Here is a 14,481-nt window from a genome sequence, read left to right as displayed (position 1 = left end):
CCGCGGGCGCCGTGCCCCCACCGACAGGATCCCGATGACCCGCACCCGCCTTGAGCCCGGCTGGTTGACCCGCGTGCTGACCGCTGCGGCAGCCCTCACCCTCTTGACCCCGGCCGCCGCAGTCCCTGCTCAGGCGGCCGGGGTGGACATTCCCGACCCGGTCTTCCGGGCTTGCCTCAGCCACCATCTCAGCCAGCCATCGAACGACCCGATCACCGCTGCGGAGCTGGCGGGATTGGAGGACGTTGATTGTCAGCCGTGGAGATGGGACGACGATGGCCTCCAGATACGGGACATCACCGGGGCAGAGCACTTGACGGGCCTCACCGCCCTCAGTATCGCTGAGAACCAGGTCAGTGACCTGACACCCCTGGCAGGGCTCATCGATCTCGAGTACCTGGCCGTCAACAGCAATGAGGCCCTCGTGGACATCGCTCCGCTGGCCGACCTCACGAACCTGAGCATCCTGGATCTATTCGGCAACGACATCACCGACGTCGAGCCTCTCCGGGACATGGTCCAGCTCGAGGAGCTGTACATCGCTGCCACGCCCGCTGGAGCTGGTGTCAGCGACATCTCACCGCTGGCCGGGCTCACCCGCCTCACCACCCTGATGATCGCCCAGGGAACCTTCAGTGACCTGACTCCGCTGTCGAACATGAAGGACCTCGCCGACCTGACCTTGTGCGGGTGCGCTGCCCCCAACGGTGGCAACAACGTCAGCGATCTGACCCCACTGGCCGACCTCCCGAACCTCAAGTACCTGTTCCTGGACGACAACCGGATCACCGATGCCTCCCCCATGGCCCACGCCGTCGCAGAGCGCGGCCTGCATGTCCTCGCCGAATATCAGAATCACGATGTCGAGGCAACGGTCGGTGAAACGGTGCGGATGCCGACGGTCAAGGACACCCGGGCTCAGACGGTTGCGCCTCTTTCGTGCACCGGCCCCTCCGGCCCCTGCCTCACCTCGCTGGTCTCCGACGGTGGAACCCCGGCGTTCACGGCTCCCGCCGCTGGAGAGTATGTCATCGAGTACGACGGGGAGGACTACGACCATTTCAGCCTGACGCTGACCATCACGGCCACGGTTGCGGAAACGCCGGTTGACCCCACTGATCCGGTCGACCCCATCGGTCCGATCCAGGAGTTCACCGACGTGACGGAGGACCACAACTTCTTCGACGAGATCACCTGGTTGGCCGGAGAGAACATCACCACCGGCTACGCGGACGGCTCCTTCGGCCCAGGCCTCCACATCACCCGTGGTCAGATGGCAGCCTTCCTCTACCGCATGGCCGGCGAACCAGAGTTCACCGTTCCCGCAGTGTCACCTTTCCAGGACGTCGAGACCACCGACTCCTTCTACCGGGCCATCGCCTGGATGGGCGAACGCGACATCACCACCGGATACGCCAACGGCAGCTACGGACCCGTTGACACGGTGACACGCGGCCAGATGGCCGCCTTCATCCACCGCCATGCGGGCTCTCCAGCCGTCACCACCGGATCGGATTTCGCTGACGTGCCGGACGGCAGCACCTTCGACACCCCCATCAGCTGGTTGGTCCAGGAGGAGATCACCCTCGGTTACGCCAGCGGTGCCTATGGGACCCATGACGCCGTGACCCGGGGTCAGATGGCCGCCTTCCTCTACCGGTTCCATCACTGAGCACCCCGGTCCACATGCTGGAGGACAGCGGGGTCCTGCGTGGTGAGGACATCCATCTCCTCGCCGCCATCACAGGTCAGCAGGGACAGGGTGACCTCCTCGCCGGCGCCGCCTGAGCCGACCGTGTGGCGAGCCGCCACGGACCAGGTGCCGCCAGCGTCCTCCCAGCGGAGCAGGCGCTGCAGGTCGGGGTGCTGGGTGTCTTCGGCGGTCATGCCGATCTCCTGTCTATCGGGTCAACGCGGTCCGGGACGAGCTCGAGGCCACCACCGTGACTCCTTGGGGCACGATCCAGTTCACGACCGGCGGGCGGGCAGTGGCGGTCAGCACCACGTCCACCGTCTGCCCGCCATCACCCACCGAGACCGACTCAACCTTCAGCCCTTCGAAACGGCCGTGCGCCCCCGCCGCGGCGAGGTATCCGGCGACGGCCTCGGCGGCGGCGCCGTCGTCGAGGATCGGGACGTTGCCCGACTCGGCGCCCTCCTCCACGGCGATCGTGAAGCTGTCCGCTGCGGCCAGGGTGGCGCCGTCCGCGGCCGAGAGGAGTTTGCGGGCCTCCAGGTTGACCGTGGTCACGGCGAGGATGACGGTGGCCAGCAGCAGGCAGATCACGCTCAGCCCGACCACGAGGACCGTGGTCTGGCCCTCGTCGTTCGCGTCCTTCGTCCGGCCCTCGGGCTCTCGACTCATCCGAACCTCGGCACGGGTTGCTGGGAGGTGCTGGTGACCGTTGCCGCGGCGGCGTCCCAGCCCAGGCCCTGCGGCAGCAGGGGGACGGGGACCCGGATCGAGATCTCCACGGACACGGACGAACCGGGCTCGAGGCACGGGCTGGCCGAACAGGAGACCGAGGACTGCGCCACCGAGGGGTGCAACCCGTAGTCACCCAGCGTCAGGGCGACCACCGCGTCCGCGCGGCTGGCAGCACTCGAAGGGTCCGGGGCGGTCACCATCGCCTGCGCCGCCTGATCCGCCGCTGCCACGGAGGCATAGGCGGCGGACTGGATCTGGCTGGTCAGCATCAGGAAGTAGATCACGGGAATCAGCAGCAGGGTGGCCAGCAGCACGAACTCCACGGTGGCTGAGCCCTCCTCGCCGCGCGCATCCAGGGCGCGCTCGGTACCGGCCTCGGCACCGGCCTCAGTACCGGTAGGCATGGCCGTCCGCCTCCAGTCCCACGGGGCCGGAGAGGAACCCGACCATGGGCATCTGGGTCCGCACGGTGACCCGGACGAGATCGGTCCCCTCGCCGCCGACGACCACTGCTGAGACATCAGCCCTCTCGCCGCCGGGAATCGCTCCGGCGAGCAGGTCTGCGGTCCTGGCCGCGCCGTCGTCAGGCGTCCGGTCACCCAGCGCCCCGTACCGGGCGCCGGCACTGGCCGCATCGATCAGGGTGTTGCGGACATGGATGATGATGCCGAACTGCAGGATCGCGGCGAAGATGAGCGCCAGCAGCGCCATCACCATGACGGACTCGGCCACGGCCGACCCGCGGTCGCCAGGGTCACTGCGGCTCATGCTCAGTTCTGGGTGACCTGGCTGATGGCCTGGTTGAAGAGGTCGGTCAGGGCCGGTCCGGCGATGGCCAACAGTCCGGCGACCAACACAGCCGACATGAGGGTGATCATCACCCAGCCGGGGACGTCACCGCGCTCGTCGTCGCGGGCGTCGGCCAGCAGGGTGGCGATGGCTGCCAGGAGTCGGTACTGCGGAGCGTTCTGATGATTCATGGTCCCCTCCAGGACTGGTGGTCTCGTGAGTGTCGGGTTCGGGTGGGTTCAGTGGACGGATGGACGGGAAACGGTGATGGTCTGGGGCTCAGAAGCCGAGGTTCATGATGGAGATCCCGGGATACACGGCGAAGACGACCGTCAGGGGAAGGATGCCGAAGACCAACGGGGTCATCATGCCGATCTCCTTGCGGCCGGCGGATTCCAGCAGTTCGCGCTTGGACAGTTCCCGGACGTCCTTGGCCTGTGCCCGGAGCACGTCAGCCAGGGGCGTCCCTCGTTCCAGGGCCACGAGGATGCCTTCGATGAAGCGTTCCACCGGGGCCAGCTGGATCCGCCGGGCGCAGGACTTCAGGGCGACGTGGATGGAGGACCCGGAGCGCATGTCCGCCAGGACCGTGGCGAACTCGCCTGCCAGCTCCCCACGGGCCGTGGTGGCCACGCGTTCCAGTGCCCCGGCGGCGCTGTCCCCCGCACTGACGGAGAGGGCGACGAGCTCGGCCACGGAGGGGAACTCGCTCAGGATCCTGGTCCGCCGCCGGTTGACCTGACCGGTGAGGACGTTGTCCCTCAGGAAGAAGGCCGCCACGGCCAGGGACACCACCAGCACCACTCCCAGGAAGGGGTTCAGCGCGCCGTTGACGGCGAGCGCGACGCATCCGGCCACCCCGGCGGCAGCTGCCGCGGCGGCGGCGATGAGCTGTTGGGCACGGTAGTCCTGCACGGAGAGGTCGGAGCCGGCCGCTTCGAGCTTGCGCTCAAGCGCCTGGTTGCCGAGGTTGAACCGCCCCAGCAGCCGGACCCCTTCGGCGAGCACTGGCCGCAGGATCCTGCCCAGGGCTCCCCAGGGAGATACCACAGCCTGCTCGGCCAGGAGCGTCGAGGCCGGGGCATGGTGCCGCAGCTGTGGCTCCACCCGGCGGGCCAGGGACGGCCGCCATCCCCACGGCAGCGCGATCAGCACCAGGGCGAGGCCTGCGCCCAGGGCCAGCCCCAACATCAGGGCCATCGCGAACGTCGTCATCTACAGCACCCTCTGCTCTGGGGGCAGGGTCCCGATCTTCAGCATCAGCTGGTAGCAGATGAAGGAGACCACCAGTCCGGCGGCCAGCACCAGCAGCCCGGAGAAGGTCTGGTAGACGCGGACGGCCTCCGGCTGGGTTCCCAGCAGGAGCAGCACCACCCAGGGCGCCGCCACGGCCAGCCGGGCGGCGTTGACCGTCCACGACTGCCGCGATTCCAACTCGCTGCGTGTCCTGGCGTCCTCCCGCAGGAACTCGGACAGGGTGGACAGCAGATTGCCGATGTCCGCCCCGCCGACCTCTCGGGTGAGCCGCAGGGAGGCGATGAGCCGATCGGCCACCGGGTCCGCCATCCGGAACTTGAGGTGGTCCAGGGAGTCGGTGAAGCGCAGCCCGGAACGATAGTCCCGGGCGAACTCACGGAAGGCGGGCTGGAGCTCCACCGGTCCCTTCTCGCCCAGCTGGATCAGTGCCTCGGGTAAGGTCAGGCCGGCCCGGATCGCGGACCGCAGGTGGTCCACGGCGTCCGGCCACACATCGCGCAGCAGGGTGCGCCGCTTCTTGGACTGCCATGTCACCGCGACCCACGGCACCAGGGCGCCGAAGGCCCCGAAGCACAGGGCGATCGGCAGGGCACGGGTCAGGATGAACACGGCCAGCAGGGCCACCATTCCGCACCCGATCATGGCGGCCACCAGCCCGGCGGGCCCGACCCTTTCGACCCCGGCCTGGGCCAGTGCCTGCCGCATCCTGCTGTCCCGGCGCGGCGTGTGCGGATCGGTGTCCCGTGGCCAGAACGACCACCACACCAGGAACAGGCCGGATCCCAGCATCAGGCCGAGCAGCAGCGCCATCAGCCGACACCCACCACGGAGCGGACATCGTGGCCGCGCGACTCGAGCTTGTGGTTCTCCAGCATCGCGGAGGGGTTGAGGACCAGCTGACCGTCCACGCGGTGGAACACGGTCGAGGACTCGATGAGGCCCTCCTCGACCCGGGTACCGACGGAGAGGATCTCCTCCACCGTCCGGTGGCCGTTGCGGTCACGCGAGCAGTGCACCACGAGGTCGAAGCAGGAGGCGACGGTCGGGACCACGAAGTTCCGGGAGATGTTCTCCCCGGCCATCAGCGGCAGGGTGCAGATCTTGGTCAGCGCGTCCGCCGCGCTGTTGGCGTGGAGGGTGCACATGCCGGGCATGCCGCTGTTCAGGGCGATCAGCATGTCCAGGGCCTCTGCCTCACGGACCTCACCGACGATGAGCCGGTCCGGGCGCATGCGCAGGGCCTCCTTGACCAGGCGGCGCAACGGGATCTCGCCGTGGCCCTCCAGGTTCGGCTGCCGGCACTGCATCTGGACCACGTCCCGCAGCGGCATCTTGAGCTCGAAGATCTCCTCGACGGTCACCACCCGCTCCCGGCTGCCGATCGAGGCGGCCAGGCAGTTCAGCAGGGTGGTCTTGCCGGCCTGGGTCGCGCCGGAGACCAGGATGTTCAGTCCCGCGTCCACGCTCGCGTCCAGGAATCGGGCCGCCTCCGGGCTCAGGGACCCGGACCGGACGAGGTCCTCGAGCCGGTGTGCACGCACCACGAACTTGCGGATGTTGACCGACCAGTGCCGCCGCGTGATGTCCGGGATGACCACATGGAGACGTGAGCCGTCCGGCAGGGCCGCGTCCACGAAGGGTGAGGACAGGTCCAGGCGGCGGCCCGAGGTCTTGAGCATCCGTTCGACGAGATCCCGGACGTTCTCCTCGGTCAGGGTGATGTTCGTGAGCTCGGAGACCCCGCCCCGCGCGCAGAACACGGCCGTGGGTGAGTTGATCCAGATCTCCTCGACCGTCTCGTCGTCCAGGAGCGGTTGGAGCGGCCCGAAACCCGCCACGGAGTCGAAGACCGTCTTGACCGCGTCGGCACGGTCCGGGAGCAGCGGGAGCGAGCCGATCAACGAGCGCGCGTCATAGTCGGCCGTGGCGTCCTGGACCAGGCGGCGGACCTCGTCCGGCTCGCGCTGAGGGTCCAGGCCGCGCCGGCGGATCAGTTCGCGGACCTCGTCCTCCAGGATGCGGACGGCTTCCATGGTTCCCCCTCCAGGACCGGGCCGATGGCGTGGCCCTTCGACTCCGAGAGTACCGAGTTCTCCACCGGCGTCCCACTGGTCCTCACGAATCTGTGGACAATCCCCGGCCCCGGGCGTGTTGTCCACAATGGGTCCGGCCCGGCGCGCGCCGGGCCGGAGTTTCGGGGCACGCTGGGCGCATCCGATCCGACGACGTCGGCGAAGAACGGCAATAAACGGTGAAACTGGAGGTCAACCGGGCGTGTGGTTGCGGGTCCTGGGTCTGCCGGCGACGGCCGGCCAGTGGTGGCAGGTGGTCAATCCTCCCTGCGGTCCTGTGCAGGACCCGTGGGAGATGATCGATGCACTATTACGCGGGCGGTTCCCCGGGTATCGCTTCTCCTGTCCCTGGCCGTTCGGCGAAGTGTTGCCCCCGGGCCGGGTCCATACCGTGGTGGCACGACCCGGGGAGGAACCGCCGCAGGGGCTCCCGTCGGGGTCCCGGAGGGACGGACCGGAGGTCCTGGTGATCACCGAGGACGGGCCCGACGCCGGCCGGCTGGCTCCCCTACCCCGGTCGGGTCTGACGGTGGGCCGCAATGGCGCCGCATGGCGCCTGGCCGACCCGTTCCTCTCGGCCCCCCACTTCCGGCTGGACATGGAACCAGACGGTGTCCGCATCACCGATCTGGCCCCGAGCCCGCGGCCCACTGCCCACTGCTATTCCTGGTGGCACGGCGACCGCCCCCACCGGGCCGGTAGTTCTGTGTTCCGGCTGGCCCGGGGCCGCCCCCACCCGCTGACACCGGTCGGGGAGCTGCCCGGGCTGGTCGTCGACCCGGGATCGGAACCGGCACGCCCCAATCCCCTGATGCAGGCGATCATGGCCGCCGGTCCCCTGGTCATCGGCGTCGTCATGGCCGTGGTCACGGGCCTGTGGTACTTCCTGTTGTTCAGTCTGGTCTCCGTGGCCGTGGTGGCGGTCATGTGGTCTCAGCACCGGGCCGCCGCCCGGCGCCACGGCCGACGGATCCGGGACGGCGCCCAGCGCATCCGTGATCAGCTCGACGCCCTGGCCCCCACCCCGGGCCGCCTGTCGTGGGCCGCACGGTCCGATGCGGCGGACCGCTTCGGGGTCGGCGGCGGGGCGCCGTCCGCACCGGACGGCCCGCTGGTCCGCTGGGGTGCCGGCACGGCCCGACTCCCGTTGGCCTCGGCGAAGGACGGCGGCTCCTGGGACCGCTGGGCCACGGTGGAGCTGCCGGCCACTTCGGTGCTACGCCCGGACCATGCGACCCTGGTCACCGGCCAGCCCTCCACCCTGCGCGCCCTGGCGTACTGGCTGCAGGTGCAACTGTGCCGTGACGCCGTGGCCACGGGGCGTGGCGTCCTCGTGGCCACCCCGGACGGCGAGTCCCGGTGGGGTGACGCTGATGGGGGAACATCCGGCACCGTCCTCTGCTGGCCGGGGGCCGCCGCCCCACCCCTTCCGGACGGCTGGCATCGCGTGATCCTCAACGAGGCCGGCCCGCCGGGCGGCCGGGCGGGCGCTCCCGAGGTCACGACGGTGGCGCAGGACCGATTGGACCCGGACCAGGGCGTGGCGAGGCTCGGAGACCTCGAGTTCACGGCGTTCAGGTATCACGGCATGAGCGCCTCGACCGCGGACTGGCTGCTGGACGAGCTGGGTGCCGCGGCCCGCCCACCTCGTCAGACCGGTGCGGCCGTGCTGGTACTGCCTGACCCCCTGATGACCGGCGCGGCCGTCGACTCCCTGAGGGTGGAGCTGACCTCCGGCCAGGAGGCCGTCGCCATCGACCTGGTGTCCCACGGTCCCCACGTGCTCGTGGCGGGCACCACCGGATCGGGCAAGTCGGAGCTGCTGTTGACGTTGCTGACGGGCCTGGCGGCCGCCCACCCCGCCACGGAGGTGTCCTTCGTCCTGATGGACTTCAAGGGTGGTTCCTCCTTCGCCGCCCTGGCCGAGCTGCCCCACACCATGTCCGTGGAGACCAACCTCGCGCAGGCCGAGTCCCTGCGCACCTTCGACGCGCTGAGCGCCGAACTGCGGCGCCGGGAGGAGCTGTTCCTCGCCGCCGGGGCCCCCGATTTCCGTTCCTATCGACGCGCGCACCCGGAGGCGGACCTGCCGCGGCTCGTGGTGGCTGTGGACGAACTCCGCGTCCTCATGGACGACCATCCGCAGGCCGCCGCGCTGCTGGCCCGTCTGGCCGCCACCGGACGTTCCCTCGGATTCCACCTGGTCCTGGCCACCCAGCGGGCCCAGGGTGCCGTGGGCCCTGACGTCCGGTCCAACCTCGGCACCGTGATCTGCCTGCGGACCGCCACGGAACAGGAGTCTTGGGACCTGCTGGGGACTGCCGAGGCCTTCACCATCCCGGCCGACGCCCCGGGACGGGCCTACCTCAAGCACGGCGGCCAGCCGGCCCGGCCGTTCCGCGCCGGTCAGTTCTCCGCAGTCACCGGCCCGCCGACCCTGGCCCCGTGGACGCGGGGTCCCACGGCCGCCGTCCCCGCCCCGTGGCCGGAACTGGTGGGCCTGATCCGGGGCGAGGCCGAGACCCGCGGCCTGCCGGTCCCGCAGCAGGCGGTCACCCCCGCCCTGCCGGGGTCCTGGACCCCCGCGCCGGCCGAGCGGTCTGCGGTGCCCGGCGCCGTCGTCGTGGGCCTGGGCGACCTGCCCCGGCAGCGAGCCCAGGTTCCCGTGCGCTGGCGGCCCGGGCTGGATGCACCGGCCGCGTGGATCGGTACGGCGGCCGGCGGGGTGGACGAAGCCGCCCGGAACGTCCTGACCCAGCTGGCCCAGCTGGTCGATCACGGTCCCGGCCCAGACGCTGCCAGCACCTCCGGCGGGACCACCGTGGTCCTGGACGGCGCCGGAGTGCTGTGCCCCGCCGGGACGCCGGCGTGGCCGGCGCACTGGTCCGTTCTCACCGCCGAACAGGCCTCCGCCGAGGCCCTGGCCGGGATCGTTGACCGGCTCCGGACTGAGCTGGCCCGGCCGTCCCCGGCCCGGCTCGTGGTGACCCACTGGGGACGGTGGGCCACCCAGCGGGTCGGGACGGGCTACGAGACCCTCGAGGAGCACCTCACCCACCTGCTGCGGGACCATGGACCGGGGCTCTTGGCCGTCGCCGTCTTCGGGGGCCGGGAGCTGGCCGGCGGCCGGGTCCTCGGCCAGATCCCGATCCGGTTCTACCTACCGGCCGGGACCACCCCGGAGCACCGGATGGTCTGGCCCACCCTGCACCGCGTGAAGGAGGTCCCCGGACGCGCCGTGATGGTCTCACCGGAGCACCCCGCGCCGGGGATCGCCGTCCAGCTCAGCGAGCCACCTTCCGCGGGAACACCACGGCCATGATCCACACGGCCACCGCCATGAACCCCAGGCACCAGGCCACGGCGATCCAGAGGTCCGCCCCGGCGTCCTGGCCGTTCATCAGGGCCCGCGAGGCGTCGATCACCGGGGTCATCGGCTGGTGCTGCGCGAAACCCTGCAGCCAGCCGGGCATGGTCTCCACCGGCGCGAACCCGCTCGAGACGTACGGCAGGAACAGCAACACGAAGCCGTAGCCGTTGGCGGACTCCGGCGAGCCGGCCACGAGTCCCAGCAGGGCGAAGATGACGGTGATGGCCAGGATCCAGAGCAGGATCAGGCCCACGGAGCCCAGCAGCTGCCCCGCGCCGACCTCCGTCCGGAAGCCCACCCCGAAGCCCACCGCGAAGACCACGGCGGTGGCGATCAGGTTGCGCACCATGGAGGAGACGGCGTGCCCCAACAGCACGGTCACCGCGGGGAAGGGCATGGTCCGCAACCGGTTCATGAATCCCGTGGTGACGTCCTGACTGACCACCACGGCCGTGTAGGAGGCCCCGAATCCGGCGGCGGTGAGCACCACGGCGGGCATGACGTAGGCCAGGTAGGCCTGGCGCCCTCCCCCGCCCACGTCGATGGCCCCGCCCATCACGAAGGTGAAGATCAGCATGAGGAAGACCGGCAGCAGGATGGCCATCAGCAGGGACTCCCCACCCCGGAAGGATTTCTTGAGGCTGCGGGCCGAGAAGACCCGCAGCCCGGTCAGGAACCCGGCGCCGGTGGCCGCCGGGGACGGGGCGGACCGGACGGACTGTACGACACTCATGCGGCCGCCTCCTCGCGCTCGGTGGGCTCGTGCCCGGCGGCCACATGACCCGTGAGCTGCAGGAACACCTCGTCCATACTGGGCTTGCGGACCGTCACGGCGAGCCCGGGGTCCCGGCCGGCGAGCCCGGTGAGGGTGCGGGCCACGTCCGCCGTGGTCCCGTCCGTGGGGTGCTCGGAGACCAGCCGGCCGGAGTCGTCATGGAGCTGGATGGTGGTGCCGCCCACGCGGTCCTTGAGCACGTCCGCCGTCCCCTCGGCCACGATCCGCCCGCCGTCCAGCACGAGGATCCGCTCGGCGAGCGCCTCGGCCTCGTCCAGGTACTGGGTGGTCAGGAACACCGAGGTGCCCTGCCCGGCCAGCCGGTGGATCTCGTCCCAGAGCGCCTGCCGGCTGCGGGTGTCGAGGCCCGTGGTCGGCTCGTCCAGGAAGATCAGCTCCGGCTCGGCGATGAGGCTGACGGCGAGGTCCAGTTTGCGGCGCATGCCCCCGGAATAGGTGGAGACCCGGGCGGCCCGTGCCGGCATCAGGCCGAAGCGCCCGAGGAGCTCGTCCCCGCGCTTCAGGGACACCCCGCGGGACAGGCCGAAGAGCTGACCCATCATCAGCAGGTTCTCCGCGCCGCTGAGGCCCTCGTCCACCGCGGCGTACTGGCCGGTCAGGGCGATCCGGCGCTGCAGCCGGCGACGGTCGCTCTGCGTGTCCAGCCCGAGGACCCGGGCCCGGCCGGACGTCGGCCGCAGCAACGTGGACAGGATGTTCACGAGGGTGGTCTTCCCCGCACCGTTCGGCCCCAGCAGGGCGTGGATCCCCGGCGGCAGCCGCAGGTCCAGGCCGTCGAGGACCCGCTGGGCGCCGAAGCTCATGGACAGTCCGGACACCTCGAGCAGGAGCTTGTCTGCCTATGTCATACACTGAGTATGGCATACACAGTCACGCCCGTCCACGGGTCGTCCGCACCGGTGAGATGATGCAGGGATGGGAGAAGACACCACCGAGGGCGGGCTGCCGCGGGCCGTGGCCGCGGCCTGGGGACTGCTCCAGACGCCGCAACGGGGCCCCGCCCGGGGACTGGACCATCAGCGCATCGCCGAGGCCGGCGTCGCGATCGCGGACCGGGACGGACTGGCCGCCGTGACCATGGCCTCCGTGGCCCGCGAACTGGGCTTCACCACCATGTCCCTGTACCGATATGTCAGCAGCAAGGACGAACTGCTGCGCCTCATGCAGAACGAGGCCGTCCAGATTCCCGCCGGACTGGATCTGCCCGCCACCTGGCCGGAGGGGATCAAGGCCTGGGCGGAGGTGGTGCGCCGGTCCTACCGCGCCCGCCCGTGGCTCCTGGACCTGCCCCGGGACCAGACCGCGGTCCTGATGCCCAACACCCTGCGTGCCGCCGAGCTGGGGCTCGCCACCATGGCCGGCCTGGACCTGGAGGAGGGCGAGAAGATCGGCGTGATCCTGCTGATCTCGCAGCACGCGATGTCCCTCGTGGAGCTGGAGCGCTCCCTCGCCGTGGAGGGCGGACTGTCCATGACCCCGGAGGGCCTGGAGCAGCTCGGGACCGTGGTCACCGCGGAGGAGTTCCCCCATCTGGCGGCCTTGATCTCCTCCGGCGGGTTCATGGAGGACGCCGGGTCCCCGGCGGGTGCCGCCACCGAAGCCCCGGGGGACCCGGCCGACGTGGAGATGGAGTACGCCCTGGGACTCGACCTCATCACCGCCGGGATCGACGCCCTGATCGCGCGTCGGGCCGCCGGACCGGCCGCCCGCGGTTGACCCGGAGGCACCGGGCCCGGATCATCGGCTCATGAGTGAGATCCTGCTGTTCCACCACGCCCTGGGCCTGACCGACGGCGTCCGCTGGCTCGCCGGCCGGCTCAGCGAGGCCGGCCACGAGGTCCACACCCCGGACCTCTTCGAGGGGCGCACCTTCGCCACGATCGAGGACGGGGTCGCCCACGCCGAGCAGGACGTGGGCGTGGACGCGATCCTGCGGCGGGCCGATGAGGCCGCGGACTCCCACCCCGGGGCCACCGCGTTCCTCGGGATCTCCCTCGGGGCCATGCCGGCCTACCGACTCGCCCAGACCCGCCCCGCCGCCCGCGCCTGCATCAGCGTCTCCGCCGCCCTGCCGGTGGACCACTTCGCGCCGCGCTGGCCGGAAAACGTCGCGCTGGAGATCCACCTGAAGAGCGCGGACCCGTGGGGCGAGGAGGACCTGCCCGTGGCGTGGACCCTGGCCGGCGAGGTCGCCGAGCTCTATGAGTACCCGGGAGACCAGCACCTGTTCACCGAGCACGGCCACCCCGGCTTCGACGCCGCCGCCACCGAACTCGTCCTGGCCCGCACCCTGGAGACCCTCGGCCGGCTCGGACCGCAGGGGCGGCAGGACGGTTAAGGTACGCCCGGCACCGCCCGCCGGCGCCGCGCCGCCGACCGACGCACCGTCCGGGCCGCCACCGCCACCCCCACCAGCACCAGGGCGATCAGTCCGGCGAACAGGTAGCCGGCCTCGGGCGAGATGCCGTCGATGAAAGCCCCGGCCACCGGCGCCCCCATCGCCGCGCCGGCGGTCATGGCGGAGCCGTAGTAGCCCATCGCCTCCCCGCGCCGGTCCTCGGTGACCACGTGGGACATCAGGGCGGAGGCGGCGGCCAGCGTGGGCGCGGTGAACAGCCCCGAGATGATGGACACCACCGCGAGCGCCCACACCCCGTCCACGAGCGCCATCGGCAGGGTCCCGAGCGCGAAGAGGGCCAGCAGCAGCAGCGGCGAGACCCGCCGGCCCAGGGCCCCGTAGAGGATCCCGCCCACCGCGGAGGCACCGCACCAGAAGGCGATCACGACGCCGGCCTGCCCGGCCGCGCCGGACTGCTCCAGTTCCGCGACGATCGCCACCTCGGTCCCGGACATCAGCATCCCCGAGCCCAGGGAGACGGCCAGCACCGCCAGGGCGGTGCCGGTGAGCCAGCCGAAGTTCGCCCGCACCCGGGCGAGCAGACCCGGGGAGGCGACGGGCCCCGGGGAGGCGGCCGGGCCGGCGTCGCGGGCGGGCTGCCCCTGGTCCCGGATGACCGGCAGGGCGCCGGTGGTCAGCTCGCTGGCCGTGAGGTCCAGGTGGGCCGGGGCCCCGTGCACGGCGCCGTCCACGGCCCGCTGCAGGTCCTCCTCGGCGGAGTACTCGCGCTCGGTGCCGGGCCGGGCGAGGAAGGTGCCCAGCTGGGAGGATCGGGTGGGCGGGTTGAACCACATCAGGTAGGCCCCGGCGGCCACGGCGGACCAGCCGACGATCGCCAGCCCCCACGCGCTGGACCAGCTGGTGGCCACCACGGCGCCGAGGGCGGGGCCGATCATGAAGATGGTCTCGGTGATGATCGAGTCCAGGGCGAAGGCCGTCTCCCGCTTCGGCCCGTGGGTGAGCACGCCGATGGACTGGCGCACCACGGAGAACACGGGCAGGGAGAACAGCCCGCCGAGGAAGGCGCCGATCAGCAGCCAGGGGAAGTCCAGGAACGGCACCGCGGTCCAGACGATCCCCAGGCTCACCACGGAGGGGATCAGCGCCCGGCGCAGCCCGAGCCGGTCCACGAGCCGGCCGCGCCACGGGGAGCCGACGGCCATGCCCAGCGTCATGGCGGCCACGGCCAGCCCTGCGGCGCCGTAGCCCTGGTCCAGGGTGACCGCCACGTGCAGGGTGAGGATGATGCCGGTGGCGGCGTTGGGGAACCGGGCGATGAAGCCGACGCCCAGGACCCGGCGGATGCGGGTGTCCCGCAGCAGCTGACCATAGGCGGCGAAGTTCACGAGGATCAGGTTACCCGCGCGTCAC

At 71.1% G+C, this 14,481-nt stretch carries 15 protein-coding genes; 4 read left to right on the top strand and 11 right to left on the bottom strand.

Annotated elements, in window-relative coordinates:
* Window positions 1-34: 34 nt before the first annotated feature.
* Window positions 35-1,672, top strand: a complete 1,638-nt coding sequence (locus tag RE421_RS08590) for an S-layer homology domain-containing protein (RefSeq protein WP_309808775.1) — start codon at window positions 35-37, stop codon at window positions 1,670-1,672.
* Here the strand turns inward: RE421_RS08590 and RE421_RS08585 are convergent.
* The 8 genes from RE421_RS08585 to RE421_RS08550 all read right to left on the bottom strand — a co-directional run bounded on the left by RE421_RS08585 (window position 1,666) and on the right by RE421_RS08550 (window position 6,507).
* A complete protein-coding gene (locus tag RE421_RS08585; protein ID WP_309808773.1) occupies window positions 1,666-1,887 on the bottom strand; it encodes a hypothetical protein in 222 nt (73 codons plus the stop codon). The genes RE421_RS08590 and RE421_RS08585 overlap by 7 nt on opposite strands.
* Before the next feature lie 13 nt (window positions 1,888-1,900).
* A complete protein-coding gene (locus RE421_RS08580) occupies window positions 1,901-2,365 on the bottom strand; it encodes a pilus assembly protein TadG-related protein (protein ID WP_309808771.1) in 465 nt (154 codons plus the stop codon).
* A complete protein-coding gene (locus RE421_RS08575; protein ID WP_309808768.1) occupies window positions 2,362-2,832 on the bottom strand; it encodes a hypothetical protein in 471 nt (156 codons plus the stop codon). Before RE421_RS08575 ends, RE421_RS08580 begins: the two co-directional genes overlap by 4 nt.
* Window positions 2,816-3,196: a pilus assembly protein gene (locus RE421_RS08570; RefSeq protein ID WP_309808766.1), complete on the bottom strand. Its 381-nt coding sequence runs from the start codon at window positions 3,194-3,196 to the stop codon at window positions 2,816-2,818. Before RE421_RS08570 ends, RE421_RS08575 begins: the two co-directional genes overlap by 17 nt.
* 2 nt (window positions 3,197-3,198) lie before the next feature.
* Window positions 3,199-3,408 carry a hypothetical protein gene (locus RE421_RS08565; RefSeq protein ID WP_309808765.1) on the bottom strand — a complete coding sequence of 70 codons (210 nt, stop codon included), beginning with the start codon at window positions 3,406-3,408 and terminating at the stop codon, window positions 3,199-3,201.
* 88 nt (window positions 3,409-3,496) lie between these two features.
* Window positions 3,497-4,432, bottom strand: a complete 936-nt coding sequence (locus RE421_RS08560) for a type II secretion system F family protein (RefSeq protein ID WP_309808763.1) — start codon at window positions 4,430-4,432, stop codon at window positions 3,497-3,499.
* Window positions 4,433-5,284 (bottom strand): type II secretion system F family protein, encoded by an 852-nt coding sequence (locus RE421_RS08555; protein ID WP_309808761.1) that lies wholly within the window; start codon window positions 5,282-5,284, stop codon window positions 4,433-4,435.
* Window positions 5,284-6,507 (bottom strand): ATPase, T2SS/T4P/T4SS family, encoded by a 1,224-nt coding sequence (locus tag RE421_RS08550; RefSeq protein ID WP_309808758.1) that lies wholly within the window; start codon window positions 6,505-6,507, stop codon window positions 5,284-5,286. The genes RE421_RS08555 and RE421_RS08550 overlap by 1 nt, the downstream gene beginning before the upstream one ends.
* Before the next feature lie 505 nt (window positions 6,508-7,012).
* Here RE421_RS08550 and RE421_RS08545 point away from each other — a divergent pair.
* A complete protein-coding gene (locus RE421_RS08545) occupies window positions 7,013-9,868 on the top strand; it encodes an FtsK/SpoIIIE domain-containing protein (RefSeq protein WP_309808756.1) in 2,856 nt (951 codons plus the stop codon).
* On the opposite strand, the gene RE421_RS08540 is transcribed toward RE421_RS08545, so the two are convergent.
* Window positions 9,831-10,649: an ABC transporter permease gene (locus tag RE421_RS08540; protein WP_309808754.1), complete on the bottom strand. Its 819-nt coding sequence runs from the start codon at window positions 10,647-10,649 to the stop codon at window positions 9,831-9,833. The genes RE421_RS08545 and RE421_RS08540 overlap by 38 nt on opposite strands.
* Window positions 10,646-11,530 (bottom strand): ATP-binding cassette domain-containing protein, encoded by an 885-nt coding sequence (locus RE421_RS08535; protein WP_309808752.1) that lies wholly within the window; start codon window positions 11,528-11,530, stop codon window positions 10,646-10,648. The genes RE421_RS08540 and RE421_RS08535 overlap by 4 nt, the downstream gene beginning before the upstream one ends.
* A 97-nt stretch (window positions 11,531-11,627) precedes the next feature.
* On the opposite strand from RE421_RS08535, the gene RE421_RS08530 reads away from it, so the two are divergent.
* Together RE421_RS08530 and RE421_RS08525 are read left to right on the top strand one after the other, a co-directional pair.
* On the top strand, window positions 11,628-12,428 hold the full coding sequence (locus RE421_RS08530) for a TetR/AcrR family transcriptional regulator (RefSeq protein WP_309808750.1): 801 nt from the start codon (window positions 11,628-11,630) through the stop codon (window positions 12,426-12,428).
* Between the two features lie 31 nt (window positions 12,429-12,459).
* Window positions 12,460-13,050: a dienelactone hydrolase family protein gene (locus tag RE421_RS08525; protein ID WP_309808747.1), complete on the top strand. Its 591-nt coding sequence runs from the start codon at window positions 12,460-12,462 to the stop codon at window positions 13,048-13,050.
* On the opposite strand, the gene RE421_RS08520 is transcribed toward RE421_RS08525, so the two are convergent.
* Window positions 13,047-14,456 (bottom strand): MFS transporter, encoded by a 1,410-nt coding sequence (locus tag RE421_RS08520; protein WP_309808745.1) that lies wholly within the window; start codon window positions 14,454-14,456, stop codon window positions 13,047-13,049. The two genes, RE421_RS08525 and RE421_RS08520, sit on opposite strands and share 4 nt — an antisense overlap.
* Between the last annotated feature and the right edge of the window lie 25 nt (window positions 14,457-14,481).

The organism is Citricoccus sp. I39-566 (assembly GCF_031432995.1).
Classification (GTDB): Bacteria; Actinomycetota; Actinomycetes; order Actinomycetales; family Micrococcaceae; genus Citricoccus; species Citricoccus nitrophenolicus_A.
This window is presented reverse-complemented; position numbering and strand designations above follow the sequence as displayed.